Origin of the sequence: Burkholderia sp. 22313 (genome assembly GCF_052045245.1) — a bacterium.
Classification (GTDB): Bacteria; Pseudomonadota; Gammaproteobacteria; order Burkholderiales; family Burkholderiaceae; genus Burkholderia.
This window is the reverse complement of the sequence record NZ_JBQEON010000002.1, coordinates 40,427-63,221: the sequence shown is the minus strand read 5'-3', so window position 1 is coordinate 63,221 and position 22,795 is coordinate 40,427. Positions and strand designations below refer to the sequence as shown.

At 67.2% G+C, this 22,795-nt stretch carries 22 protein-coding genes; 7 read left to right on the top strand and 15 right to left on the bottom strand.

Annotation, left to right across the window (positions count from 1 at the left end; genetic code table 11):
* Window positions 1-2: 2 nt before the first annotated feature.
* The 10 genes from ACTJKF_RS02020 to ACTJKF_RS01975 all read right to left on the bottom strand — a co-directional run bounded on the left by ACTJKF_RS02020 (window position 3) and on the right by ACTJKF_RS01975 (window position 8,134).
* Window positions 3-446 carry a TadE/TadG family type IV pilus assembly protein gene (locus ACTJKF_RS02020; protein WP_440621884.1) on the bottom strand — a complete coding sequence of 148 codons (444 nt, stop codon included), beginning with the start codon at window positions 444-446 and terminating at the stop codon, window positions 3-5.
* Window positions 443-976 carry a TadE/TadG family type IV pilus assembly protein gene (locus tag ACTJKF_RS02015; protein WP_440621882.1) on the bottom strand — a complete coding sequence of 178 codons (534 nt, stop codon included), beginning with the start codon at window positions 974-976 and terminating at the stop codon, window positions 443-445. Before ACTJKF_RS02015 ends, ACTJKF_RS02020 begins: the two co-directional genes overlap by 4 nt.
* Window positions 977-989: 13 nt before the next feature.
* Window positions 990-2,261, bottom strand: coding sequence for a pilus assembly protein TadG-related protein (locus ACTJKF_RS02010; protein WP_440621881.1), 1,272 nt, complete (start codon window positions 2,259-2,261; stop codon window positions 990-992).
* A gap of 25 nt (window positions 2,262-2,286) precedes the next feature.
* Window positions 2,287-2,583: a hypothetical protein gene (locus ACTJKF_RS02005; RefSeq protein WP_440621880.1), complete on the bottom strand. Its 297-nt coding sequence runs from the start codon at window positions 2,581-2,583 to the stop codon at window positions 2,287-2,289.
* Between the two features lie 20 nt (window positions 2,584-2,603).
* Window positions 2,604-4,583 (bottom strand): type II and III secretion system protein family protein, encoded by a 1,980-nt coding sequence (locus ACTJKF_RS02000; protein ID WP_440621879.1) that lies wholly within the window; start codon window positions 4,581-4,583, stop codon window positions 2,604-2,606.
* 113 nt (window positions 4,584-4,696) lie between these two features.
* Window positions 4,697-5,539, bottom strand: a complete 843-nt coding sequence (gene cpaB, locus ACTJKF_RS01995) for a Flp pilus assembly protein CpaB (protein WP_440621878.1) — start codon at window positions 5,537-5,539, stop codon at window positions 4,697-4,699.
* Between the two features lie 35 nt (window positions 5,540-5,574).
* Entirely contained in the window at window positions 5,575-6,975 is a 1,401-nt protein-coding gene (locus ACTJKF_RS01990) for an ATP-binding protein (RefSeq protein WP_440621877.1), read from the bottom strand.
* A 32-nt stretch (window positions 6,976-7,007) separates the two neighbouring features.
* Entirely contained in the window at window positions 7,008-7,547 is a 540-nt protein-coding gene (locus tag ACTJKF_RS01985) for an A24 family peptidase (RefSeq protein WP_440621876.1), read from the bottom strand.
* A 30-nt stretch (window positions 7,548-7,577) separates the two neighbouring features.
* On the bottom strand, window positions 7,578-7,784 hold the full coding sequence (locus ACTJKF_RS01980; protein WP_440621875.1) for a Flp family type IVb pilin: 207 nt from the start codon (window positions 7,782-7,784) through the stop codon (window positions 7,578-7,580).
* Between the two features lie 167 nt (window positions 7,785-7,951).
* On the bottom strand, window positions 7,952-8,134 hold the full coding sequence (locus ACTJKF_RS01975) for a Flp family type IVb pilin (RefSeq protein ID WP_440621874.1): 183 nt from the start codon (window positions 8,132-8,134) through the stop codon (window positions 7,952-7,954).
* A gap of 1,041 nt (window positions 8,135-9,175) precedes the next feature.
* On the opposite strand from ACTJKF_RS01975, the gene ACTJKF_RS01970 reads away from it, so the two are divergent.
* Genes ACTJKF_RS01970 through ACTJKF_RS01955 form a run of 4 tightly spaced genes read left to right on the top strand, consistent with a single transcriptional unit; the run spans window position 9,176 to window position 13,256 of the window.
* A complete protein-coding gene (locus ACTJKF_RS01970; protein WP_440621873.1) occupies window positions 9,176-10,414 on the top strand; it encodes a glycosyltransferase family 87 protein in 1,239 nt (412 codons plus the stop codon).
* Window positions 10,411-11,790, top strand: a complete 1,380-nt coding sequence (locus tag ACTJKF_RS01965) for a glycosyltransferase family 87 protein (RefSeq protein ID WP_440621872.1) — start codon at window positions 10,411-10,413, stop codon at window positions 11,788-11,790. Before ACTJKF_RS01970 ends, ACTJKF_RS01965 begins: the two co-directional genes overlap by 4 nt.
* A 24-nt stretch (window positions 11,791-11,814) precedes the next feature.
* Complete coding sequence (locus ACTJKF_RS01960) at window positions 11,815-12,858, top strand: glycosyltransferase family 2 protein (RefSeq protein ID WP_440621871.1); 1,044 nt, start codon at window positions 11,815-11,817, stop codon at window positions 12,856-12,858.
* Window positions 12,859-12,872: 14 nt separating this feature from the next.
* Window positions 12,873-13,256, top strand: coding sequence for a GtrA family protein (locus ACTJKF_RS01955; RefSeq protein ID WP_440621870.1), 384 nt, complete (start codon window positions 12,873-12,875; stop codon window positions 13,254-13,256).
* Between the two features lie 50 nt (window positions 13,257-13,306).
* Here the strand turns inward: ACTJKF_RS01955 and ACTJKF_RS01950 are convergent, their stop codons facing one another.
* Window positions 13,307-13,762 (bottom strand): GNAT family N-acetyltransferase, encoded by a 456-nt coding sequence (locus tag ACTJKF_RS01950; protein WP_440621869.1) that lies wholly within the window; start codon window positions 13,760-13,762, stop codon window positions 13,307-13,309.
* A 349-nt stretch (window positions 13,763-14,111) separates the two neighbouring features.
* Between ACTJKF_RS01950 and ACTJKF_RS01945 the strand changes: the two genes are divergently transcribed.
* Complete coding sequence (locus tag ACTJKF_RS01945; RefSeq protein WP_440621868.1) at window positions 14,112-15,203, top strand: extracellular catalytic domain type 1 short-chain-length polyhydroxyalkanoate depolymerase; 1,092 nt, start codon at window positions 14,112-14,114, stop codon at window positions 15,201-15,203.
* Window positions 15,204-15,469: 266 nt separating this feature from the next.
* Window positions 15,470-15,748 carry a hypothetical protein gene (locus ACTJKF_RS01940; protein WP_440621867.1) on the top strand — a complete coding sequence of 93 codons (279 nt, stop codon included), beginning with the start codon at window positions 15,470-15,472 and terminating at the stop codon, window positions 15,746-15,748.
* A gap of 336 nt (window positions 15,749-16,084) precedes the next feature.
* On the opposite strand, the gene ACTJKF_RS01935 is transcribed toward ACTJKF_RS01940, so the two are convergent.
* Both ACTJKF_RS01935 and ACTJKF_RS01930 read right to left on the bottom strand, forming a co-directional pair.
* Complete coding sequence (locus tag ACTJKF_RS01935) at window positions 16,085-17,407, bottom strand: MFS transporter (protein WP_440621866.1); 1,323 nt, start codon at window positions 17,405-17,407, stop codon at window positions 16,085-16,087.
* 147 nt (window positions 17,408-17,554) lie between these two features.
* A complete protein-coding gene (locus ACTJKF_RS01930; protein WP_440622131.1) occupies window positions 17,555-18,094 on the bottom strand; it encodes a gluconokinase in 540 nt (179 codons plus the stop codon).
* Between the two features lie 151 nt (window positions 18,095-18,245).
* On the opposite strand from ACTJKF_RS01930, the gene ACTJKF_RS01925 reads away from it, so the two are divergent.
* A complete protein-coding gene (locus tag ACTJKF_RS01925; RefSeq protein WP_440621865.1) occupies window positions 18,246-19,292 on the top strand; it encodes a LacI family DNA-binding transcriptional regulator in 1,047 nt (348 codons plus the stop codon).
* A gap of 115 nt (window positions 19,293-19,407) precedes the next feature.
* Here the strand turns inward: ACTJKF_RS01925 and ACTJKF_RS01920 are convergent, their stop codons facing one another.
* Window positions 19,408-21,180 carry a histidine kinase gene (locus tag ACTJKF_RS01920; protein WP_440621864.1) on the bottom strand — a complete coding sequence of 591 codons (1,773 nt, stop codon included), beginning with the start codon at window positions 21,178-21,180 and terminating at the stop codon, window positions 19,408-19,410.
* A gap of 87 nt (window positions 21,181-21,267) precedes the next feature.
* Window positions 21,268-22,686 carry an HD domain-containing phosphohydrolase gene (locus ACTJKF_RS01915; RefSeq protein WP_440621863.1) on the bottom strand — a complete coding sequence of 473 codons (1,419 nt, stop codon included), beginning with the start codon at window positions 22,684-22,686 and terminating at the stop codon, window positions 21,268-21,270.
* Window positions 22,687-22,795 lie beyond the last annotated feature (109 nt).

Here is a 22,795-nt window from a genome sequence, read left to right as displayed (position 1 = left end):
GATTATTGACAGGCGCTACCGCCCGTCGAGGAGTTCAGGCTTTCCCGCGGCATCGTCGTGGTGAACGGCGGCATCGTGATCGTGACGCTCGCGAGCGGAATCATCGTCGTGACCGTGACGTTGGTAACGCTGACGGTCACGAACGAGCAGGAGCTCACGTCGCAGCCTGTGGGCGTATAGCTCACCGCCACGTTCGAGTTCGCGAGGATCGGCAGCAGCGACCTCACGCGCTTCACGATGCCGGCGGCATTCACGTCGCAGACGATCGCCGTGCGCGCGCCGAGCCGGATGGCCTCGCTCGCCGTGTTCCAGTAAAACAGCACGCGCCCGAATTCGAAGATGCCGATCAGCAGCATGATCAGGATCGATGCGACCAGCGCGAATTCGACGATCGTGGCGCCACGTTGGGCGCGACGGCGCGACGGCGAGAAGGAGCGCGCGTTCATGACACTTGCCTCATCACGGTAACGATGTTGCCGAAGGTGATCGACGACAGCCCCGGGTAGGCCGGAATCGGCTGGTACTGGTAACCCTTCACCTTTACCTCGACGACGTTGATACTGCCCGTCGCCGTGCCGCTTGCCGCGTTGTTGGTCGAGTCGTAGGTCGGCAGGTTCGCGAACTGCGGCGGATCGGACGCATCGGCGCAATCGGTCGAATGCGCGGCGTCGCAGACGATCACCATCGACGTCGTGAGTCCCGGCACGAGCTCCGTGCCGGCGGCCCCGCAGGTCGTGTTGCCGTAGACGACCAGGCACTGCGCCGCCGCGAGCGGATACGCGCTGTCGGCCGGCAGATAGACCGACAGGTAGCGCGCCGCGTCGCGCGTCGCCTTGGTCAGCGTCTCGTACTGGTAGATCGCGCGGCCGAACTCGGCCACGCCGGTGGCGAGCACGATCATCGGCATCAGCACGAGCGCGAATTCGACCGCGGCGACACCGCGCATGCGTGACCGGCGAATCGGGAGCCTTTTCATGATCGCGTCTCCTCTATTGAACGAGCATCGGCACCTTGATGCCGGCCGCGCTGCCGCTGCCCGGCAAACCGTGCGTCGCGCAAGGCGTGCTGCCGGATGCCGTCGAGCCGAGGTATTCGAGGTGCGCGACGACGCCACCGGAACCCGGGCTGAACGGCAGCGGATCGAGCATCAGCACGCAGTCCCACTGCGTGACGGTCAGCTGGTTGCTCGCCCCGTTCAGCGTCGAGCAGTCGCCCTCCGGGGCAAGCGCGACCCGGCGGTCGCCGCCAAAGGTCTGGTAGTTGCTGGCCGGGTAGCTCCCGTTGGTCGCGATGCCGCTGCCGGCGGGCGCCGCACCGTCGCCCTGGTAGGCCTTGAACTGCGTGCGATCGATCACGAACTGCGTGTACGCGTCGCCGACGATGCCGGCCGTTCCCGGCGGCCCGTAGTTCGGGCCCACATACGCATAGCCGGTGAAGTCCGGCTGGCCGCTCGCACCGTTGGCGCCGTTCGTATAGATGCCGAAGCGGGTATTCCACGCGCGCAGCGACGCGGACTTCAGGCCCGTCGAACCGAGGGCGGGCGGCGACGTGATGTTGCAGGTATTGCCCGACAGTTCGCTGGCGATGGTCGGCTCGTTGGTCGAGCCGTCGAGCGCCGCCCAGCCGAAGTTGCCGGGCCCGTAGGTCGCCGACGAACCGGACGGCGACGAGATCCAGTCGCCGACCTTGTACGGTGCGCTGGCCGCCGCGCGGCACACGAACACCGGAATCGCGCAGGTCGTCTGCCCGGATCCGACCGTCGCGATCGCACTCGCCGAAACCTGCGCCGCGTTCGCGACCTGCACGCCGGGAATCGTGTTGAGCACCTCGATGAACCAGTGCGCGATGTTGGTCAGCTGCGCGGTGCACTTCACGTACTTGACGTTCGCCGGCGTGGTGACCGCCGTCTTGGTGAGGAACGGATTGGTCAGCGAATCGCTGAACGTGACGTTCGAATCCGTCGCCATCTGCACGGCGTTCTGCTGAAAGAACGCGAAATTCGAGTGGCCTGCGGCGATGCCGTCCGCTTCCGCGACCTGCAGGCTGATGGCCGTCGTCAGGTCGCGGGCCGCGGACAATGCGCATGCGTCGGCGCTGTTCTGTAGTTCGCTGCGTGTGACGTACAGCTTGCCAAGGTCCAGCGCGAGACCGACGAACCCGATCATCACCGCCAGTGCGAGACCGACGATGATCGCGACGGCGCCTCGCTGACGATGCATACCGCGACGCGTGAGCTTCGGATGACGAGCTGCGCTGGACATGGCGTTCTCCCTGAGCGTGCCTGTGTTACTGCGCCGACTTGCCGATCCCGATCACGAAGGCATTGGCTTTCGGCTCGGGCGACTTGAACGACTTGTCGTAGTTGTCGAGCGCGGCTGCCGCGGAGCTGCCGTCGACGACCTGGCGCGATGCCGCGTGGTCGGCGGCATGCGGATCGATGATCTGGGCTTGCGTGACGGCGCGGACCGAGTCGCCGAAGCGGGTGTCCCACACCGGCGTCGACGACATGCAGCCGGCGAGCGCGAACGCGAGCGGTATGGCGAGCGCCGCGCGGCGCACGAATACGAGGTGGGCGGAGTTCATGAGCGTCCCCTTGGATGACTTCAACGATCGGTGGATTCGGGGCCGGTGTTCGCCCGCGCGATCTCCGCGCGGGGAGCGGCGGGCAAGCCGGGCTTCGAGTGCGGCGCGGGCTTGGCCGGCGTGGCGGAGCCAGCCGCCGCGAGGCGCGCGGCAGCGGCTTCGATGCGCGCGATCCGCGCCGCGCTGGCCGTATCGGCCTGCGGCTGCGCAAGTGGCTGCGCCAGCGGCACCGACTGCGCCTGCGCGGTCGGCACCGGCTCGACGCGCACGGCCCCTGCCGCGTCGGCCGCGGCAGCCGCGGCCTGCTCCGGCCGTGCCGGCACCGGCGCCGGTGCAACCGCTGCCTGCGGCGCACGCGGTGCCGGCAATGCGACGGCCGGCGCAGCGGGCGCGTTCGATTGCGGCGCCGGCGCCGGAGCCGGCGTCTGCGGTGCGGCCGATGCGCCGTTCGCCGGCTGAGCGCCTTGCGTGCGGACCCCCTTGCGGCCTTCCATGTTGCCGGTCGCAAATACGTCGGCTTCGTTCGGCTTCGAGAAGCTGTCGGTCGGCAACGGCACGGCGGCGGTCTGCAGCGGCTTCACCAGGTGCGGCGTGATCAGGAAGATCAGCTCGGTGCGGTCCTGCTGGAACGATGTGCTGCGGAACAGCGCGCCCAGCACCGGCACCTCGCCGACGCCCGGGATCGCCTTCAGCGCACCGCTCGCGTTGTCCTTGATCAGCCCGCCGATCGCGAACGATTCGCCGTCGCTCATCTGGACCGTCGTCGACGCGCGCCGGGTCGTGATCAGCGGCAGGATCGACGTGCCGCCGATGTTGCTGGCACTCAGCGTGACGCCCGTCTGGGACAGCTCCGATACTTCCGGCGCGACCTTCAGGTTGATCCGGCCGTTCGCGAGCACGGTCGGCGTGAACTTCAGCGCGACGCCGAACTCCTCTTCCTGCAGGGTGATCGACGACGTGCCGGTGCCGCTGCTCTGCGGGACCGGGATGAAGATCTTGCCGCCGGCGAGGAACGTCGCCTCCTGACCGCTGATCGTCACGAGGTTCGGCTCCGCGAGGATCTTGACGAGGTTGTCGGTGTTCTGCGCGTCGGCCGCGATGCTGAACGGCCGGTTGTTCGCCTTGTTGAAGACGGCGGCACTCGCGACGCCCGCGAGCAGGTTGCTGACGAGCGCACCGCTCCACGAGCCGAAGCCGCCCTGGATGTTGAACGCGGCGCCCATCTGGTTGATCAGCGTCTTCGACACTTCGGCGACCTTCACCTCGAGCATCACCTGCTGCGGCGACGTGACGGCCAGCATGTTCAGCACACCGCCGCCCTTGGCGCCGCCGCCTTCACCGGCGCTGTCGCTGTACGCGTGGGCGATCTGCATGGCCTGCTGCGCGGCCTGCGAGCTCGATACCGTGCCGGCCAGCACGATCGTGCCGGCGGCGGTCGATACATGAATGTCGCGCTCGTTCGGCATCAGCTGCTGCAGCGACGCCTGCAGGCCGCCGGCATCCGCGCCGACCGCAACGTCGATCACGCGGCACGCGCCGCTGCGCCCCTGCACGATCATGTTGGTCGTGCCGACCGACAGCCCGAGGATATACAGCGTCTGCGGCGACACCATCGTCGCCTGCGCGACGGCCGGGTTGCCGATGGTCCGGTTGCGGACCGGCTCCGGCATCGGCACCAGCATCGACTTGCCGAGCGGCACGCTGACGCTGGTCGACTCGCGCACCGCGCCCACGCAGTTCGGTCCGCGCAGCGGCCCCGCCGATGCGGGCGCGGCGGCCGGTACCGGCGCCATGCTGATCGTCATCTGCATCGGCCCCTTCGCGACGGCGGCCGGTGCGCTCGCACCGCCCTTCATCAGCGCGGCCGATTCGGCGCCTTCCTGGGCCAGTGCGCTGTACACGGTCAGCGTCCCGGTACAGAGGATCGCGGCCATCATCGTGCCCCGTGCGATGCGCGAGCACACCGGGCCGGTACCTGAATGTTGCGGATTGATCTTCATTTCGTCTGATCCCCCGAGTGGCCGGCGAGACGCCGGTTATCGACTTCCAAGGCCGCCGTGCCCTGACGGCGGCCGATCTGGTCAATCTGGTTATCTGGATGTGTTCTACGAATTCAGAAACATTCGACGCTGCCGCGCACCCCGGTCAGCACGCCGACGCAATCGCGGCGCGCTTCCGGTGCGACGTGCGACGCGACCCGCACACGCACGGTCTTCACGCGTTCGGGTGCGGGCGCGGGCGCCTCCGGTGCCGGGGCCTTGCCGAGCAGCGTGAGCTTGGTCGCGCCGTCGGTGATCAGCGTCTTCTGGTCGACCTGGTTGCGCAGCACGAGCGACAGCGTGCCGACGCTGCGCGCGAGGTCGAGGCGTTCGGCCTGGTCGGGCGTGACTTCGAGCGTCACCGCGTTGACGACCTTCGGTGCGGTGTCGTCGCGGCTGACCTGCTGCGCGACGGCGAGCACGAGGATGTGTTCGAGCACGATCTTCGAGATGCTCTGGCCGTCGGCCTTGCCCTGCTGTTCCTGCGTGTTGACGATCACGTCGACGTAGTTGCCCGGCAGCGCGAAGCCTGCGACGCCGACCACGTCGTTCACGCGCACCGTGATCGCACGGCTGCCGTCGGCGATCACCGCGGACAGCCCGCCCTTCGTGCCGACCGGCGCGAGTTTCGACTCGATCACCGGCTCGCCGCGCGCGAGGCTCGTGCGCACGACGCGCCCTTCGAGTTCCTTCGTGTCGGTGAACGCGCCGGTCGGCACGCTGCCCGACGGCCAGCTCACCATGCGGATCTGGTTCGGCCCGAGCGGCTCGCCCAGGTTCAGATCGGTGGTCGCCACCGCGACCGACGTGACCGAGCTGCTGGAGGTATTCATCAACCAGCGGGACGCGAACACGACCGCGGCAAGCCCCGCGACCATCGCGACGATCAGCATCATGACCGCTCGAGTGTTTTTCATGGCAATGCTCCTCAACGAATCGTGAAAGAAACGGCTCAACCGGTTACGTGCGCGCGACCGCCGTGCTCCGCGGGCGGCAGATACCCGCCGTCGCGCTCGGGCGCCGAGCCGAAATAGCTGGCCCAGGCGTCGTGCAGCGCGTCGTGCGTCACTTCGAGCGGATCGCCGCGATACCGCGCGCCCGCGGCGACGAGACGCAACAGATCCATCGGGAAACAGGCGAGGTAGGCCTTGCCGGTCGGCAAATGCAGCCGATGCAGCAGATAGTCGAATGCGTCCTGCGTCGATGCCAGGCCGAGCGACTCGCATGCGGCGTCGAACACCGCGCGGTAGTGGTCGATCGACAACGCGCCGACATGAAGCTTGGAGCCGAGCCGGCGCAGGAACGCATCGTCGGCGAACTGCTCCGGCGCGATGTTGCTCGAGAACACCGGCCAGACGTCGAACGGCAGCACGAAGCGATTGCCGGACTCGAGCGTCAGGAAATCGACGCCGCGATCGAGCGGCCGCAGCCAGCGGTTGAGCAGGTCGCGCGGCTCGACGCGCTGGCGGCCTAGATCGTCGATGATGTACATGCCCATGTTCGCCTTCATGTGCGGCGGCGCCTGGTAGAAGCCGGCGGCTTCGTCGCGGCGCAGGTCGAGCTCGTCGAGCGTCAGTTCGCCGCCGGACATCACGACCGGCCGCTCGCAGAGGCGCCAGCGGCGATCGGCCGATTGGCCGTCCGTCTGCGACGCCGCATCGACATGCACGAGCGGATCGTAGATCTGGATCACTTCGCCGGCCGCGTAGATCGCATACGGCACCGGCACGTGGCCGCCCATCAGCGCGCCGAGCCGCTCCGCGAGGTAGGTCTTGCCGCTGCCGGCCGGGCCGTAGATCAGCAGCGGCCGGCCGGAATTCAGCGCGGCGGCCGCCGAATCGAGGATCGCCGTGTCCATCACAACGCCGTCGAAGATGGCCCACACGTCGTTCTGGGCCACGCGCAACTTGCGCACCGAATGGGTGGACAGGCACTCGAGATACGCGTCGAGCGTGACCGGCGCGGGCCCGCTGTAACTGCTGCGCGCACGTTCCTCGAGCGCGGCCACACGGCCCGCGTCGGTCAGGCGGAACGTCACGTCGAGGTCCGTCTTGCCGCGATGGGTCAGTTCGACGAGATGCTCGCGCACCAGGAACGCGAAGATGTCGTCGAGCACCGCGAGCGACAGGCAGTGCCGTTCGATCAGGTCGCCGTAGGACGGGCGGCCGAGCACCAGCGTCGACTTCAGCACGAGCCCTGCGACGAACGCCTGGCTCAGTCCGGTTTCCTCGAGCGAGCGCGGCGCCGCCGGCAGTTGCGTGCCCGGCCTGGCGTACGCCTCCCGCATTGGCGACGGATGCGGCAGGTGTGAAACCTGCGCGTCGCGCGTCGGTTCGGTGAGGTTCGTGTTCATGTTCGATCCATCCTCGTTGCAGGCTCGGCGCGCTATGCGCACGATACGAACAGCATGCCCAGCGTGCCGGCGGCGATCGCGACGCCATACGGCAACGCACCGACCGACGCGAACGCCACGGGGCCGTCGGTTGCCCCTGCACGCGCCGCGGGCGAGCGGCGCGCGATCAGCGCCAGGACGTTCGCGCCCATCTGGCGCAGGCGTCCGCGCAGCAGCGCGAAGCCGATCGCGCCGATGCCACCGGCCAGAAAGGCGGCCAGCACGATATAGAAGGTCATCGGTGCGCCGACCCACGCGCCGATCGCGAGCATCAGCTTCACGTCGCCGGCGGCCATCCCGCGCAGCAGATAGAACGGCAGCAGCAGGCCGAAGCCGGTCGCGGCGCCGGCCAGCCATGCGAGTGCGCCCGCCTGGACGCCGTGCAGCGCGCACTGGGCAATCAGCGCGCCGGCAAGCCCGATCGCGACGAGCCGGTTCGGGATCCGGCGGCTCGTGATATCCGTGCTGGCCGCGACGACGACCAGCAGCGTCACGCACAACGGAACCGGATAAGGCAGCGCGGCAGGCAACATGGCGAACCTCGATTGAATGTAATGTCAGGGTCACTGACCCAGTGCGGTATTGACCGCATCGGTCACGACCGACGCGATCATGTTGTACGCGTCGTCAAGCGAGCTGCCCAGCGTCATCACGCTTGCCAGCACGATGGTGGCGAACAGCGCCGCGATCAACGCATACTCGATCGACGTCACGCCCTGCTCGTCGCCGATCCATCGCAATACCGATACCGCGCGTTCCCTGGCCCGCATGGCGGCCTCCGATTCGGTCGATCAAGGAGCGGGGGCGGCTCGAGCACTGCACCGGCCGAGCCATCCGCCGTTCGTTCCATCCGACATCCGTGGGTGTTGCGTCCGGCCCTGCACGCGCGACGGATTGGCGACGAACGGGCCGGACCCACCGTTCGCCGCCCCGTCATTCAGAGCGCCGAGCTGAGGTCGTCCGCAATCGTGTTGAAGACGTCCTTGAGGTCGCCGCCGACCAGCGTCAGTGCTGCGACGAGACCCACTGCGATCAGCGCGGCAATCAGGCCATATTCGATAGCCGTCACGCCTTGCTCGTCTTGAACGAAACCGCGGACCTTCTGAATGAACGTGGACATGGCAATTCTCCTTTCGCACTACTATGGGATTCCCGTTGTCGGGGATCGACGCAGGGAGCGGGTACTACCGGCACAGCAAACGAATTCGGATGAGGCGCTCAGCGACGCACGCGGCAGGGTACGAGCCTCGCCTGGTGAACGATCGTCGGTGAGCTGATGCGTGCGATATGCATGCGCGCTGCGATCAGGCGAATGGCGCGATCGAGCAGAACGGTGTAACGACCGCTCCGGACATGAATACGGATTGAATGGATGACGCCAACGCGTCGATGGTGCTGCGGGACATCTGCGCGGCATGCAAGCCGCGGCGTGCTCTGGTCTTTCATTTTTATTCCCCAATGCTGTCATGTGATTCTTGTTGCGCGGACGATGCCGTCGCCTATTCGCTCGGTCGACGTTTTCCGGCTGCTTGCACGGCCTGGGCGGCGTATTTCTTCCCCGACGCGCCCTCGATCCGTTGCTTTCCGCAGGTGATTGAGTCCGGTTTTGTCAGTCTGTTGCGTCAACCGGTCTTTCATCACGTCGTCGACTGTCGTGCGGACCATGTCGCAAAGAGCAGGCCAGCCTTGAAGAAATCCAGGCGCAGCAAGGGTGCCGGCGATTCGCCCTGGCGCCCGGTCCCGGCGCGATGCCGGAAATGTTTCAAATTTGATATACGCGGGCCGGCCCGCCCGGACGGCCACCCTGGCGCGGCCGCACTGCGCAAGGGCTCCAAAAAATTTTGTCGGGACTTTCCCGAATCCGCGAAGTCGCGCGTCCGACGCCCATTCCGGGCGATGCCGGACCGGCCAAAAACGCGGAATGTTTCAACCGAGAAACATCCGTCCCGCCACCCCGGCTTTTTCAGACGTCAAAACCCGGTTTTCAGCCTGATTGCCGCCGATTCGATATGGCTCGATCCAGCCGGCGGTTTGCGTCACACGATTTTTTCTCCAACAATGCATTCACCGGACAACGCCGTTGAATGCGATTCGATCCGGATACACGACAACACAAAAAGGCTGCGGCAGACCAGGCAGCCTTCACTGCAGACGGGGCATCATGTACACGGCCAATCGTGGAGTGCGCTATCGCGCCAAACGCTGTGCTCAGTGGCTGACAGCAGACCGAATCGTTCCGTACAGCTGCATCATGCTGCTGCTGTCCGTCGCTTTTCTGATCACCTGGGCCGTCGTAACGGATGCCTTCACATCGCAGGCGACCGCCCGGCCGGGCGTCGACTTCTCCGTCTTCTGGACCGCATCGCAGCTCGTGCTGCAAGGTCATGCCGCAGCGACCTACGATCCGGTCTTCTTCTCCCATGCCGAGGTAGCGCGATTTGGTGCCTATATGGGTCACCAGTCGCTGCCCTGGCTCTATCCGCCGACGATGCTCCTGTTCGTCGCGCCGATTGCCCTCGTGCCTTTCCTGCCCGCGTTTTTCCTCTTTTTTGCGGGCAGTCTTTTATGCTATGCGTATGCCGTCCTGCGACTGTCCGGACTTCGTACGTACCTGCCCGTTCCGCGCGCCGCCGCGCTCGTCGTGCTCGCCTACTCGGGCGTATTCTGGTCCATCCTGTATGGGCAGAACAGCGTCCTCACCGCCGGCATCGCCGCCCTCGCGATGGTTTGCCTCGGCCGTCGCCCGATCCTCGCCGGCGTGCTGATCGGGCTGCTCGCGATCAAGCCGCAGATGGCGATGGTGTTTCCGTTCGTGCTGATCGCGACGCGCGCATGGCGCACCTTCGCGGCGGCGGCCGTCGCGACCACGCTGTTCACGGCGGCCAGCATTGCGCTGGCCGGCACCGAATCCCTGACCGGCCTGGCGCATGCGATGTCGATCGTGCGCGGCATGCATTTCACGCTACCTGCCTACTGGTTCGTTTCGCCCACGCCGTTCGCGGCACTGCGGCTCTCCGGTGCCTCGATTCCGGTCGCGCTCGCCGTGCAGGCGGCCGTAGGCCTGCTCGCCATCGCGGCCGCCGTCCAGGTCTGGCGCCGCACGGCCGACATGCGTCTGCGCGGCGCGGCACTGGCCGTCGCCACGCTGTTGACGACGCCCTATCTGTGGCATTACGAACTGGCCTGGCTCGGCATCGCGGTCTTCTGCATGATCGCCCACGGACTCGACGAAGGCTGGCTGCCGGGCGACCAGATCGTGATCGTGATCGCGTGGCTGCTGCCGGTATTCGAGGTGTTCAACCGGATCTCGAAGCTGCCGCAGTTCGGCCCGGTCGTGCTGCTCGCCATCCTGTTCGTCGTCGTGCGCCGCGCCAACCTTGCCCCGCGGAGCGCGCAATGAAATCGCCGCTCACGCTACTGCACGCGGATTCGGCGATGGACGCCCATCCGGAGCTGCCGATCGCCGGCCCGCGCCGTTACCCGCATTGGCTCAATCGCGAACGTGTGCGCCTTTATGCAGCGGCGGTATTGTTCACCGAGCTGCTGTTCATGTTCGTATATCTCGTGCGCGTACATTGGTCGCAGACGGCCTTGCCCGAACCCCTGGCGCAGGATGTCGCGCCGATCTGGGGCGCCGCATGGCTCGCCGCGCACGGCCTCGGGATCAACGCGTGGAACCTGCCGTCGCTGTTCGAGGTCGAGAAGGTCGCGCTCCCGATGATGAATGCCGGGAACGGCTCGTTGCCGTGGCTCTACCCGCCCACGATGCTGATGTTCGTGCTGCCGCTCGGCTGGCTGCCGTACATGCTCGCGCTGGTGCTGTGGCTGGGCGCCACCTACGCGCTGTTCGTGACGACGATCCGCGCCACCGTACAGCGCGAGGGCGCGCTGCTCTGCGCGCTCGCGTTCCCCGGCGCGTTTCTCGCGGTGATCGTTGGGCAGACGAGCCTGCTGACCGCGGCGCTCGCGGGCGTCGGGCTGCTGACGCTCAATCGCCGCCCCGTCGTCGCTGGTATCTGCTTCGGGATGCTGACGATGAAGCCGCAGATGGCGGTGCTGTTTCCGCTCGCGCTGCTGTGCGCCGGACAATGGCGTGCGCTCACCGCGTGGGTCGCGACGATCGCCGGCGGCTTCGCACTGTCGACGCTGATGTTCGGCTTCGACGCCTGGGTCGCATTCGCGCACGGCGTGGACGCCGCCTACCAGATCGTCGGCGCCGGCCACGCGCGGCTCGCGCGCATGCCGACCGTGTTCGTGCTTGCCACCAGCCTCGGCTGGCCCGGTTCCGTCGCGCGCGCGCTGCAGCTGCTGTCGGCCGCGACCGCCGCGCTCGCCGTCGTGTACGCGTGGCGCGGCGCGTGTTCGTACGCGCTGCGCGCCGCGACGCTCGCCTGCGCGTCGCTGGTCGTCGGCCCCTACCTGTACGACTACGACCTGACCTGGTACGGGCTCGTGATCGCGTGGTATGCACGCTATGCGTGGACGCACGGCTGGCGGCGCTTCGATCGCGAATGGCTGTTGCTGATGTGGGTGATGCCGCTCGCCGGCCTCGTGCTGGTGCCGCACCTGTCGTTCCAGTTCATGCCGCTCGTCACGCTGGCATCGCTGGCACGGCTCGTCAGCCGGATTGCGCAGGAAAGACACGACGCGCCGTCGATGCCCGACGCACGCGACCACTCGACCGAGACCGGCTTCACGCATCCGGTCCGATCGCACCACCGCCCGGCGCACGAACTGCGCCGCATCGGCCGCGCGAATCTCCGCGCCGATCGCTGACACGTGATTACAGGGGAACCCATCATGCGCGAACCACTCTATACGCCGCTCGTCTCGCTGGTCGTGCCGTTCTACAACGAAGGCGAAGCCGTCGAACGCTTCTTCGACGTCGTGATTCCGCTGATGTCCGGTCTCGACGCGATCCGCTTCGAGATCGTCTGCGTGAACGACGGCAGCCGCGACGACACGCTCGACCGCCTGATCCGGGTCAGCATGACCGATCGCCGCGTGCGCGTCATCGATCTCACCCGCAACTTCGGCAAGGAAGCGGCGCTGACGGCCGGCCTCGACGAAGCGGCCGGCGATGCGGTGATCCCGCTCGATGCCGACCTGCAGGATCCGCCGAGCCTGATCCCGGTGATGCTCGAGCACTGGCGCGACGGCGCGGAAGTCGTTGCCGCGAAGCGCAGCAATCGCGCCTGCGATTCGTTCGCGAAGCGGACCGCCGCCGCGATCTACTATCGCGTGCACAACCTGCTGTCGGACGTGAAGCTGCCGGAGAACGTCGGCGACTTCCGGCTGATGGACCGCAAGGTCGTGAACGCGCTGCGCAGCCTGCCGGAGCGGCATCGCTTCATGAAGGGGCTGTTCGCATGGGTCGGCTACCAGACCGTGATCATCGAGTACCAGCGCGACCCGCGCAGCGCCGGGCACTCGAAGTTCTCCGGCTGGAAACTGTGGAACTTCGCGCTCGAGGGCATCACGAGCTTCAGCACCGTGCCGCTGCGCAGCTGGACCTACATCGGCGTCGGCATTGCCGCGCTCGCGTTCCTGTACGGCGCGTTCATCGTCGGCCGCACGATGCTGTTCGGCAATCCGGTGCTCGGCTACTCGTCGCTGCTGTCGGTCGTGCTGTTCATCGGCGGCATCGAGCTCATCGGCATCGGCGTGGTCGGCGAGTACATCGGACGCATCTACGACGAGTCGAAGCAACGGCCCGTCTACCTGATTCGCCGCCGCTACCAGACGCACGCGAAGGTAATCGAACTGCCGGTCGCACGCGATGCGCGCCGCCCGGCCGCCCGCCGCCGCGTGCAACCGGCCCGCGTGCGGGTCGGCGCACGCTGAGCGGCGACGCGGCGATGTTCGCGCTGCTCTATGCCGAGCGCGTGCGGCTGGCGCGCTTCGGCCTGTCCGGGCTCTGCTCGACCGCGCTGCACGTGCTGACCGCTTCCGCGATGTACGCGTGGTTCGATGCCACGCAGGTGGTGGCGAACGCCACCGCATTCGTCTGCGCGACCGCGTTCTCGTATCTCGCGAATACGCTGTGGAGCTTCTCGTCGACGGTGCAGTCGCGCAACCTGCTGCGCTACCTGACCGTCGCGCTGGCCGGCTTCACCGAAACCCTGCTGCTCGCGCGCGCCGCCGAACTGCTCGACGTGCCGCGCGGCTGGGCGATCGTCGCGATCGCGCTGCTGAGCCCGCCGACGATGTTCGTGCTGCACAGGGTGTGGACGTATCGGTAAAGGGTGGCGGCGCCGGCATGCGATACGCGCCCGACGAATCCACGCGGGACTCAATCGGCGCCGCAAGGCGCACCTGGCTCGCGCACATAGTAGATGTCCCACTCCGCCTCGCCGGTCTGAACGAACCCGTAGCGTCGATAGAAGCGATTGGATTCGCTGCCGCGCAAAGCCCCGACGCGAACCGGCATGCGTTGCGCATCCGCTGCCGCGAAGACCTCGCGCAGCACGGCGGCGCCGATGCCCTGCCCCTGATGCTCGGGCGCGATGTACAGGTGATCGATCTGCCAGTGATCGTCGTTCGGCCGCACCAGCACGAAGCCCGCACGAACGCCGTCGCGCTCGATGAACCGGCACCACGCAGGATCGAAGGACGCGAGAAACCGTTCGCGCGCACGCTGAGGATCGAAGCGTCCGATGCGTTCGAGGCTCTCGCGCATCGCGGCGATACGCGTCGCCACGAGCGCATCCGCGTCGGTATGCGTCGTCGGAGAGAAGGTCAGGTTCATCGCGAAGCCGGTCGTGGAAGGCGCATGGAAGACCTCGAGCATAGCGGTTGGCGACGGCACGCGATACGGTCAAAGCATTCATGGAACCGTCACGGAACCATCGCACGCGATATCGACGACGCCTGCTAGGATGCCGGATGGCCTGTCCGAATCGCGACGCGACTGTCAAGCGGTCACGCGGCATTGCGCGATGGGGATTCGGCGAACCGCCCGCCGCGTCAGCCAGGCCAGGCGGCTGCGCCCCGAACGTTTCCCGCAGCACGAATCGTGCTCCGCCCGCATTCGACTTCCATCCGACGGCCGGCCTTGCCGCATGCTGTTGCGCACGCCGCCGCCACGAGATTCGTCCATGCCCAGGAAAAAATCCAGCCTCTGGCTACGGCCTTTCGATCTGTTCGCCGCCGCGACGAGCACGCAACCCAAACGCAAGACGGGCAAACCGGCGACGTCGGCCAAGCGCGCGGCCACGCCCCCCGCACGCACCGCACACACCACGCGCCGCCCGCGCGCGCCGACCCCGGCCGGCCGCCCGTCACCGCGCCAGGCACCGGGCACGTGGCTGCGCTCGTTTCACTCCGCGCGCCCGGTGGCCGGCCGCTTCGTCAACCATCTCGCGTACGCGCTGTACCTGCCCGCCGCACCGGCGGCGCTCGCGGGCATGCCCGTCGTCGTCATGCTGCACGGCTGCAAGCAGACCGCCGAGTCGTTCGCCGCGGGCACGCGCATGTGCCGCGTCGCGGAGCGGGCCGGGTTCGCGGTGCTGTTTCCCGAACAGGCGAAGACGGCGCACTCGCATCGCTGCTGGAACTGGCACGGCGATGCGTCGGAGTCGGAGGCGCCGGCGATCGCGTCGCTCGTCGACGCGGTCGTGCGCGAACGCGGGTTCGATCGCGACCGGATCTATCTGGCCGGCATGTCGGCCGGCGCCGGGCTGGCCGCCCGACTGGCGCTCGCGTATCCCGAGCGGTTCGCGGCCGTCGGCCTGCATTCCGGCCCGGCCATCGCGCCGCCGTTGTCGACGATGGCCGCGATGAGCGTGATGCGCCGCGGCCTGCGCGACGATCCGGTCCGCGTCGTCGACACCTGCGTCGACATGCGCGCCTATCCGGGCATGCCGGCGCTCGTCGTCCATGGCGGGCTCGATACGGTCGTGAACGAGCACAACGCGGTGCAGCTCGGCAGCGCGTTCGCGCGGCTCAATCGGCTCGTCGACGAACACGGCGAACTGCGCGTCGGCGAGCAACGGACGTACACGCACGACGATGCGGACTACACGGACTATCTGCGCGGCGGCCGGCTGATCGTCCGGGTCTGCATCGTGCGGCGCCTCGCGCACGCATGGAGCGGCGGCGATCCGCACGAAGCGTTCCACTCCGCGACGGGGCCCGACGCGACCGCGATGTTCTGGCATTTCTTTCGGCGGCGGCGACGCAAGCGGTAGCGCGGATGCGCGCGGCTCCGCCGCATTCGCAACATCGGACCTGTTGTTTCACGTGTTTCCCTTCGGTCGAAATGCGGGTCGGGTCGGGTTGTTCGAGATAGCGTGGCCGCCCACCTGCCGGCCGGCTAAAAACGCTCATCGCCCCGTTACCGCCGGTTACACAAGCCACAACGCAGTATCACCCATCCGGCCTGCGCTACGTACCATGCAATCAGGAAGAGTTGCGTGTCGCCCGCCGAACCGGCGGCGACCGGAGTGACAGGAAGATGAAACGCATTCTGCTAGCCAGCGCCATCGGGCTTGCCGCCGCGTGTGTGTCGGCCAGCGCATACGCCCGCGCCGACATCGGCGTGTACTTCGGCTTTCCGGGGCCGGTGGTCGAAGCCCCGCCGCCCGTCTACTACGCGCCGCCGCCGCCCGTCTACTATGAACCGGCGCCCATGTATTACGGTCCGTACTACGGCGAATACCACTATCGCCGCCACTGGCACGACAACGGCTGGCATCGCGGCTGGCGCCATCATCACGGCGATGACCACGATTGATTCGGCAGGCAGCCGTCGCGGCCACGTCTCGCCGCCGAAATGGTAGAAACCGCGGCCTGTTACAGCGCGCGAGCCCGGCGCGACACACAGCGCGAGAACCGCGCCGCGATTGCGTCGCATTCGCCAGCCCGACAACACGTGTCGGCGAACCAACGTGCCCAAGGCAAAGACCTTCGCATTCGAAGGTCTCGGCAAATCCATCGAAGGCCGACGTGCTGACCCGCGCATCATTGACGCGCTTCGGTCAGCGCGGCTGCAACGTTGAGTCGAAACGCGCGAACGCCATCAGCGTCAGCCGGGCGGCCGGGGGACACGGCCCGACCGGCCCCTCCTCACTTACGACACCGATGCGTTGCCTTGCGGGAGGACTTCATCCGGCTCGGCGATCGGCTCGATCCGGCCCATGACGAAGACGAACGACACGATGCCGACCACGAGGATGACACCTGCAATCAGGAACGCATTGGTGAACGAGTTCGTCGCGCCGACGATGAAGCCGGTCACGACCGGTGCCGCCACGCCCATCAGGTTGTTGGCGAAATTCATGATTCCGCCGACCGTCCCGACACCGCCCTTCGGCGCGATCAGCGACGGCAGCGACCAGCCGACGGGCGCCGCTGCGGCGAGCCCGCCCAGCGCCACCGAAATCCAGAAGATCGCCCATACCGGATTGGTCGTCTGGGTCGCACCGAAAACCGCCAGTCCGAACATCATGCCGATCACGAGGACTGCCTTGCGCACGCGCGTTTCGTCCTTGCCGCGGGCGATCAGGTGATCGATCAGCCAACCACCGACCACGAGGTCCGTCAGCGTCGCGACTGCCCACGGAATCGCGGCAAAGCCGGCGGACTTGAGGATGCTCATGTGCATCGTCTGCACCAGATAGCCGGGCAACCAGGTGAGGAACAGGTAGAACGAATAGCCATACGCGGCAAAGCCGATCGTGAGACCCCAGATCTTCGGCTTCTTCATCAGATAACCCAGCATCGCGAAGACGCTGGCGCTCGACGTGCCTTCCGGCGTCGCGCCGCCCGACTGGATGTAGTGGCGCTCGGCCGCGCTGAGCTTCGTATCCTTGCTGGGATCGCGATACACGACATAGAACGCGACGAAGTAGGCCAGGCTCAGCAGCGCGGTCACGCCGAACCCCCACCGCCAGCCCAGGTTGACGACCACGACCGCCACGAGCGGCACGCCGATGACGTTGGAGAACTTGGCCGCCGCGTCGAAGATCGCCGTGGCGAGCGCACGTTCCCCGCGCGGAAACCAGTAGCCGGTCGCCTTGGAACTGACGGGAAAGCCCGGCGCTTCGGCGATGCCCAGCATCGCGCGCGCCGCGAAGATGCCCCCGAAACCGCTCGCGAACGCGGTGACGGCGGACGCGAGCCCCCAGAGAAATGCGCCTGCGCGCCCGATCCGGGTCACGCCGAAGCGGTCGAGAACGATGCCCGCCGGTACCTGAAGCAGCGCGTACGGCCAGAAGAACGCGCTGAACAGCAGCCCCAGTTCGCCGGGCGTCAGATTGAACGCCTCTTTGAGTTGAGGCGCCGCAACCGACAGGTTGATGCGGTCGAAATAGTTGATCAGCACCCCGATGCCCAGCAGCAGGCCAATCCCCCACCGCCGGTTCGGAACTTTCTGCACGGAAGATGATGCCATGGTCGTCTCCTCAATATTGTTGGACGAATTTCAGAAATCGCGAAAGCGCATTGAAACCGGATCGCCCTGCACGCCTGCGATGCCGTCGAACGGACCGTGCAGGCTCGCGGGGGCCGATTTCAGGTCAACCGCTGAGATAGCGCTATCTCAAGCAGCCAGCGCAAACTGGCCCGCGCAGGTGCGCAGGTGCCACGTGACAGCCTCGTCAACGACGCCGTCCAGCGGCAGCGTGGCGTCGACGGCCAGCGTCGACATCTCGCCGACCGGCGCCTCCAGATCGGCGAATTGACTGGCAACCAGCGTCGCCGGCATGAAATGGCCGGGACGCGAGCCCACCCGCTTCAGCGCCTCGTCCTCCGGCAGCGCCAGATAAACGAAATGCACCGTTGCGTCGCCCCCGCGCAGACGATCCCGATAGTCGCGCTTGAGCGCAGAACACGCGAGCACCACCGGCTCGCCGCGTGTGCGAGCCTCGTTCAACTCGGCCGCCAACGTGTCCAGCCAGCCCCAGCGGTCAGCATCGACGAGTCCGACGCCGCGCCGCATCTTTTCGACGTTCGCGACCGGATGGAACGCGTCGCCTTCGATAAAACGGGCGCCGATCCGGGCGGCGATGCCGCTCGCCACGCTCGACTTCCCGCACCCCGCGACGCCCATCACCACGATCGCCGAAACTGTCTCGTTCATCATCGTCCCCTTCTTTCGCGCGAAAGATAGCGCTATCTCAGCAGGTCTGAAGAAGGCGGCACTTGGCCGCCTCATGACTTTCTCTCATCCGGTTCGATAATACGAGCCACTACTTGCCACCGCGACGAGACAGCGCTATCTTACTTTCGCCATGACCACCCGAATACTCAGGAAAACCCGCGGCACCGGCCGCCCAACGCTCGAAGAGGTCGCTCGCCGTGCAGGTGTGAGCACCATTACCGCGTCGCGCGCGCTACGCGGCCTCAGTTCCGTGGGCGCGGAATACGTGCAGAAGGTCGAGGAAGCCGCCAAGGCACTGAATTACGTCGCCAATCCCGCTGCGCGGGCACTCGCCAGTGCGCAAAGCAACTCGGTCGCCGTGCTCGTCCCGTCGCTGTCGAACAATGTGTTCACGGATGCCATCGAGTCGATCCACACGGTCCTCAGGCAGCGCGGCATCGAGATTCTGATTGGCAATTCGCATTACTCGCGCGACGCGGAAGAGGATCTGCTTCGTCATTACCTTGCCTCTCCGCCGACGGGCATGATCGTCACCGGATTCGACCGCACTGAAGCGGCGCGCCACCTCATCGATGCGAGCGGTGTGCCGTGCGTCTACATCATGGACCTGGCCGATGCGCCCGGCATTCACTGTGTCGGGTTTTCACAGGTGGAGGCGGGCATGGCAGTGGCGGAGCACTTGATCGCGCAGGGATGCCGTCACAATGCGTTCGTTGCCGCTCAACTCGACCAGCGGATGATGCAGCGCGGAGAGGGCTTTCGCCAGGCGCTGCAACGCGCAGGATTGCACGAGGCCAACCTCGAGGTTCTGACGCCCGCCCCGTCGTCGATCGGTCTCGGCTGCGAACTATTCCGCCAGTTGATGACGCGCCGGCCGGATGTCGACGGCATTTTCCTCGGCAATGACGACCTCGCGCAGGGCGCACTGTTCGAGGCGCACCGGCTCGGCGTTCGCGTGCCGGAGCAGGTCGCGATCGTCGGTTTCAACGATCTGGCCGGCGCTGCCGATTGCGTGCCACGGCTCACGACCGTTCGCACCCCCCGAGCCGAAATGGGACGCATGGCGGCCGAATTGCTGCTGTCGATCATCAACCATGAACCCGTGGCATCGCCGACGATCGATCTCGGTTTCGAACTTGTGGTCAGGGAGAGCACCCGGCGCAGCCGGACACCGTGATCGGGATGGCCGCCGCAGGTCGCGCTCGGCAAAAGGATCAAGATCGGTCCCGCCGTCGCGCATGGTCGCGTGGCGGCACCCCAGGTGCATGCAGCGCCGACGCGCCGCCTTGCGCTCATGACCGTTGCTCGACCGCCGCCGCCACGTCCACGCCGTCATCCGCGCGCCGGACCGGCAGTCGAATGCAGAACGTCGTGCCGCGCCCCGGCTCGCTCGTCACGTCGATCGCGCCGCGATGGCGCTCGACGATGCCGTGCGACACCGACAGCCCGAGCCCGGTGCCCTGCCCGACCGGCTTCGTCGTGAAGAACGGATCGAAGATCCGGCGCACGATGTCGGGCGTCATGCCGGTTCCGGTATCGCTGATCGCGATCGACACCTGTTCGCCGTCGCTCGACGTGCGGATCGTGATCACCCCGCGCGTCGGCATCGCGTGCGCGGCGTTCACGAACAGGTTCATGAACACCTGGTTCAACTGCGACGGCAGACATTCGACCAGCGGCACGTCGCCGTATTCGCGCACGATGTCGGCCTTGTACTTGAGTTCGTTGTGGACGACGTTGAGCGTGCTCTCGAGGCCCGCGTGGATATCGGCCACGCTCCACTCGCCGCTGCCCGGCCGCGAGAAATCGCGCAGGTCCTGCACGATGCGCCGCACGCGCACCGCGCCGTCGATCGATTCGTCGATCAGCGTCACGATCTCGTCGCGCACGTAGTCCAGATCGGCCGCCGCGCGCCGCGCCGTCAGCGCGTCGCGCGTCGCGGGTTCGAGCTGCGGCAGCGCGGCTTCATGCGCGGCGATCACGTCCAGCAGGCTGCCCACCCATGTCTTGAGTGTATTGAGATTCGCGCTGATGAAGCCCACCGGATTGTTGATCTCGTGCGCGACGCCGGCGGCGAGCTGGCCGATCGACGCCAGTTTCTCCGATTGCAGCAACTGCACGTGCGTTTCCTCGAGCGCGCGCAGCAGGCGCCGCTGCTCGTCCTTCTCCTGTTCGAGCCGGATCTGCGCCGCGCGGCGCTCGTCGATCTCGGTCGCCATGTCCTCGCGCGCGCGTTGCAGCATCGCCGTGGTCTGCTCGTAGCGCCGCAACGCCGTTTCGAGTTCGGCGGTTCGCAATCGCACCAGCCGCTCGAGCGTGTCCGTCATCCCGCGCAGAAAGGTGGTGCGCGCATCGAAGCGGCAGACCAGCAGCGTGACGACCAGCGTCGCCGTCGTGAACAGCGCAATGGTCGTGGCCAGCCACGGCGCGTCGATCCCGTTCGCGGCGCCGCAGCGGGCATCCGGCGCGAAATGCGCGGCCGCCATCGCGGTGTAGTGCATGCCCGTGATCGCGATGCCCATGATGAGCGCCGCGCCGATGCGCAGCGCGGTCGCATGGCGCGCCTGCTGCGCGCGCAGCGTCTGCGCCATCCAGAGCGCGACGGTGGACGCGATCACCGCGACGCCGATCGACGCCGCGAACAGCGCGGGATCGTAGCGAATGCCGGGCGCCATGCGCATCGCGGCCATCCCCGTGTAGTGCATCCCGACGATCCCGGCGCCCATCAGCGCGCCGCCCGCCATCAGACGCCGGCGGCTCAGCCGCGCACGCGTGACGACGTTCAGCGCGAAATACGACACGAGCACCGCGATCGCCAGCGATGCGCCGGTATCCGGCAACGCATAGCCGAGCGGGATCGGCAGCGACAGCGCGAGCATGCCGACGAAATGCATCGACCAGATCCCGGTGCCCATCGCGGCCGCGCCGCCGCCCAGCCATGCCCGCTTGAGCGTCGGGTTGTCGAGCAACGAAATGAACGCGGCGAGGTCGAGCGCCGTATACGACGCCAGCGTCGCGATGACGAGCGACAGCAGGACCAGCAGCAGGTTGTAGGAGCCATCCATGATCGAGCGCCCCGGTCGAAATGAACGCGTGGCCGGTGGCGCGCAAGCGGTCGCGCGCCACGGTCACGGCCGTGCGGTGCGCGTGCGTCAGCCGGGCGGCGCGGCAGCGGCAGCGGACGCCTGCGCCGCCGCGGTCGCGGCCGCGCCGGTCAGCACGAGAATGTCGAACGGCGTGCCTTCCCGTGCCTCGAAACGGCGCACCAGCTCGATCTGATGTCGCGACATCACGCTGCCCTTCGTCATCAGCAACACGCCGCGATGCGTGCGCAGATCGTCGGCGAGCTGCATCCCTTCGCGCAGCTGGGCCGACTTGATTTCCGCGACGGACGTCGCGATGCCGAAGCTGGCCGGATCGCGCATCAGTTCGATGAAGCGCGCGACGAGCGACGGGTCGTAGCGCACGCCGGCCTGCGAGCGCAGCACGTCGATCGCCTGCTCGACCGAATGCGGCGCACCGATCTCGCCGTGGCGCAATCCTTCGAAGTCGCGCGCGATCGCGACGATCCGCGCGCCGAGCGGAATCGCGTCGCCCGTCAGCCCGTCCGGCGTGCCGCGGCCGTTGAACCGCTCGTACTGGTGCAGCACGATCGACGCGACCATGTGCAATTGCGCGACCGGCGTGAGCACCATCTGCGCCCGCAGCGGGTGCTGCTGGAACAGGCTGTGTTCGTCCGTCGTCATCTTCACGAGCGGCTTGTGCAGCAGTTCGTCGGGCAGCGACAGCTTGCCGATACCGTGCAGCAAACCCGCGTAGTACACGTCCTGCGCGTGCAGGTTGCTCATCCCGGCCGCCAGCGCGAGCCGGCGCGCCATCTCGCCGACGCGCATCGCATGGCCGCTGGCCGACCCGCAGCGCATCTCGATCATGCTCGCGCAGACCTGGACCATCGCGGTGAAACTGCTTTTCAGGTCGTGCTGCGCGGCTTCGAGGAACAGCACCGTTTGCCCGAGCTCCTCGGTGCGCGCGCGCACCTGGGTTTCGAGCGCCGTGTTGAACCGGCGCAGCGTGTCGTTCTGCGCTTCGGCCAGTGCGGCGAGCCGCGCGGCTTCGGCGCGCAAGCGCCGCTGCTCGAGCGCCTGCTCGAGGGTCATCAGCAGGTCGTGGTCGTCCCACGGCTTGTTCAGGTAGCGATACACGCCGCCTTCGTTGACGGCCTCCACGATCGACGCGATGTCGGAATAGCCGGTCAGCAGGATGCGCATCGTGTCCGGGTACAGCGAGCGCGCCCGCGACAGGAACGCCGCGCCGCTCATGTTCGGCATGCGCATGTCGGACACGATCAGGTCGACTTCGGTCGACGCGAGGATCTCGAGCGCGGTTTCCCCGCTGTCGGCGGTCAGGATCTCGTAGCGCGCGGGCCGCAATACGCGCTTGAGCGCGGACAGGACGCTCGGTTCGTCGTCGACCAGCAGGATCAAAGGGACGGCGGCGGGCTGGGCGGATGCCGCGTCGGCGATCGTTTCGGGTGGTGCATCATTCGTTCCGTTTGTCACGGATGTCGTCATGGCTGGCCTCGGATTGATTGTCTTCACCTCCTCTGTGACATCGGCATCGGCCGCGTCATTCCATATTGGGGGAAACGCTGATTCGTGTGAGCCGCCCGGTGGTGTGCGG

Bases quoted from the DNA above. Each gene is read 5' to 3' on its own strand.
- ACTJKF_RS02015 (WP_440621882.1), bottom strand. From the start codon at position 976: ATGAAAAGGCTCCCGATTCGCCGGTCACGCATGCGCGGTGTCGCCGCG.
- ACTJKF_RS01945 (WP_440621868.1), top strand. From the start codon at position 14,112: ATGCCCAGGAAAAAATCCAGCCTCTGGCTACGGCCTTTCGATCTGTTC.
- ACTJKF_RS01930 (WP_440622131.1), bottom strand. From the start codon at position 18,094: ATGAACGAGACAGTTTCGGCGATCGTGGTGATGGGCGTCGCGGGGTGC.
- ACTJKF_RS01970 (WP_440621873.1), top strand. From the start codon at position 9,176: ATGTACACGGCCAATCGTGGAGTGCGCTATCGCGCCAAACGCTGTGCT.
- ACTJKF_RS01990 (WP_440621877.1), bottom strand. From the start codon at position 6,975: ATGAACACGAACCTCACCGAACCGACGCGCGACGCGCAGGTTTCACAC.
- ACTJKF_RS01925 (WP_440621865.1), top strand. From the start codon at position 18,246: ATGACCACCCGAATACTCAGGAAAACCCGCGGCACCGGCCGCCCAACG.
- ACTJKF_RS02005 (WP_440621880.1), bottom strand. From the start codon at position 2,583: ATGAACTCCGCCCACCTCGTATTCGTGCGCCGCGCGGCGCTCGCCATA.
- cpaB (WP_440621878.1), bottom strand. From the start codon at position 5,539: ATGAAAAACACTCGAGCGGTCATGATGCTGATCGTCGCGATGGTCGCG.
- ACTJKF_RS01985 (WP_440621876.1), bottom strand. From the start codon at position 7,547: ATGTTGCCTGCCGCGCTGCCTTATCCGGTTCCGTTGTGCGTGACGCTG.
- ACTJKF_RS01965 (WP_440621872.1), top strand. From the start codon at position 10,411: ATGAAATCGCCGCTCACGCTACTGCACGCGGATTCGGCGATGGACGCC.
- ACTJKF_RS01980 (WP_440621875.1), bottom strand. From the start codon at position 7,784: ATGCGGGCCAGGGAACGCGCGGTATCGGTATTGCGATGGATCGGCGAC.
- ACTJKF_RS01955 (WP_440621870.1), top strand. From the start codon at position 12,873: ATGTTCGCGCTGCTCTATGCCGAGCGCGTGCGGCTGGCGCGCTTCGGC.
- ACTJKF_RS01975 (WP_440621874.1), bottom strand. From the start codon at position 8,134: ATGTCCACGTTCATTCAGAAGGTCCGCGGTTTCGTTCAAGACGAGCAA.
- ACTJKF_RS01935 (WP_440621866.1), bottom strand. From the start codon at position 17,407: ATGGCATCATCTTCCGTGCAGAAAGTTCCGAACCGGCGGTGGGGGATT.
- ACTJKF_RS01960 (WP_440621871.1), top strand. From the start codon at position 11,815: ATGCGCGAACCACTCTATACGCCGCTCGTCTCGCTGGTCGTGCCGTTC.
- ACTJKF_RS02020 (WP_440621884.1), bottom strand. From the start codon at position 446: ATGAACGCGCGCTCCTTCTCGCCGTCGCGCCGTCGCGCCCAACGTGGC.
- ACTJKF_RS01940 (WP_440621867.1), top strand. From the start codon at position 15,470: ATGAAACGCATTCTGCTAGCCAGCGCCATCGGGCTTGCCGCCGCGTGT.
- ACTJKF_RS01915 (WP_440621863.1), bottom strand. From the start codon at position 22,686: ATGACGACATCCGTGACAAACGGAACGAATGATGCACCACCCGAAACG.
- ACTJKF_RS02010 (WP_440621881.1), bottom strand. From the start codon at position 2,261: ATGTCCAGCGCAGCTCGTCATCCGAAGCTCACGCGTCGCGGTATGCAT.
- ACTJKF_RS02000 (WP_440621879.1), bottom strand. From the start codon at position 4,583: ATGAAGATCAATCCGCAACATTCAGGTACCGGCCCGGTGTGCTCGCGC.
- ACTJKF_RS01920 (WP_440621864.1), bottom strand. From the start codon at position 21,180: ATGGATGGCTCCTACAACCTGCTGCTGGTCCTGCTGTCGCTCGTCATC.
- ACTJKF_RS01950 (WP_440621869.1), bottom strand. From the start codon at position 13,762: ATGAACCTGACCTTCTCTCCGACGACGCATACCGACGCGGATGCGCTC.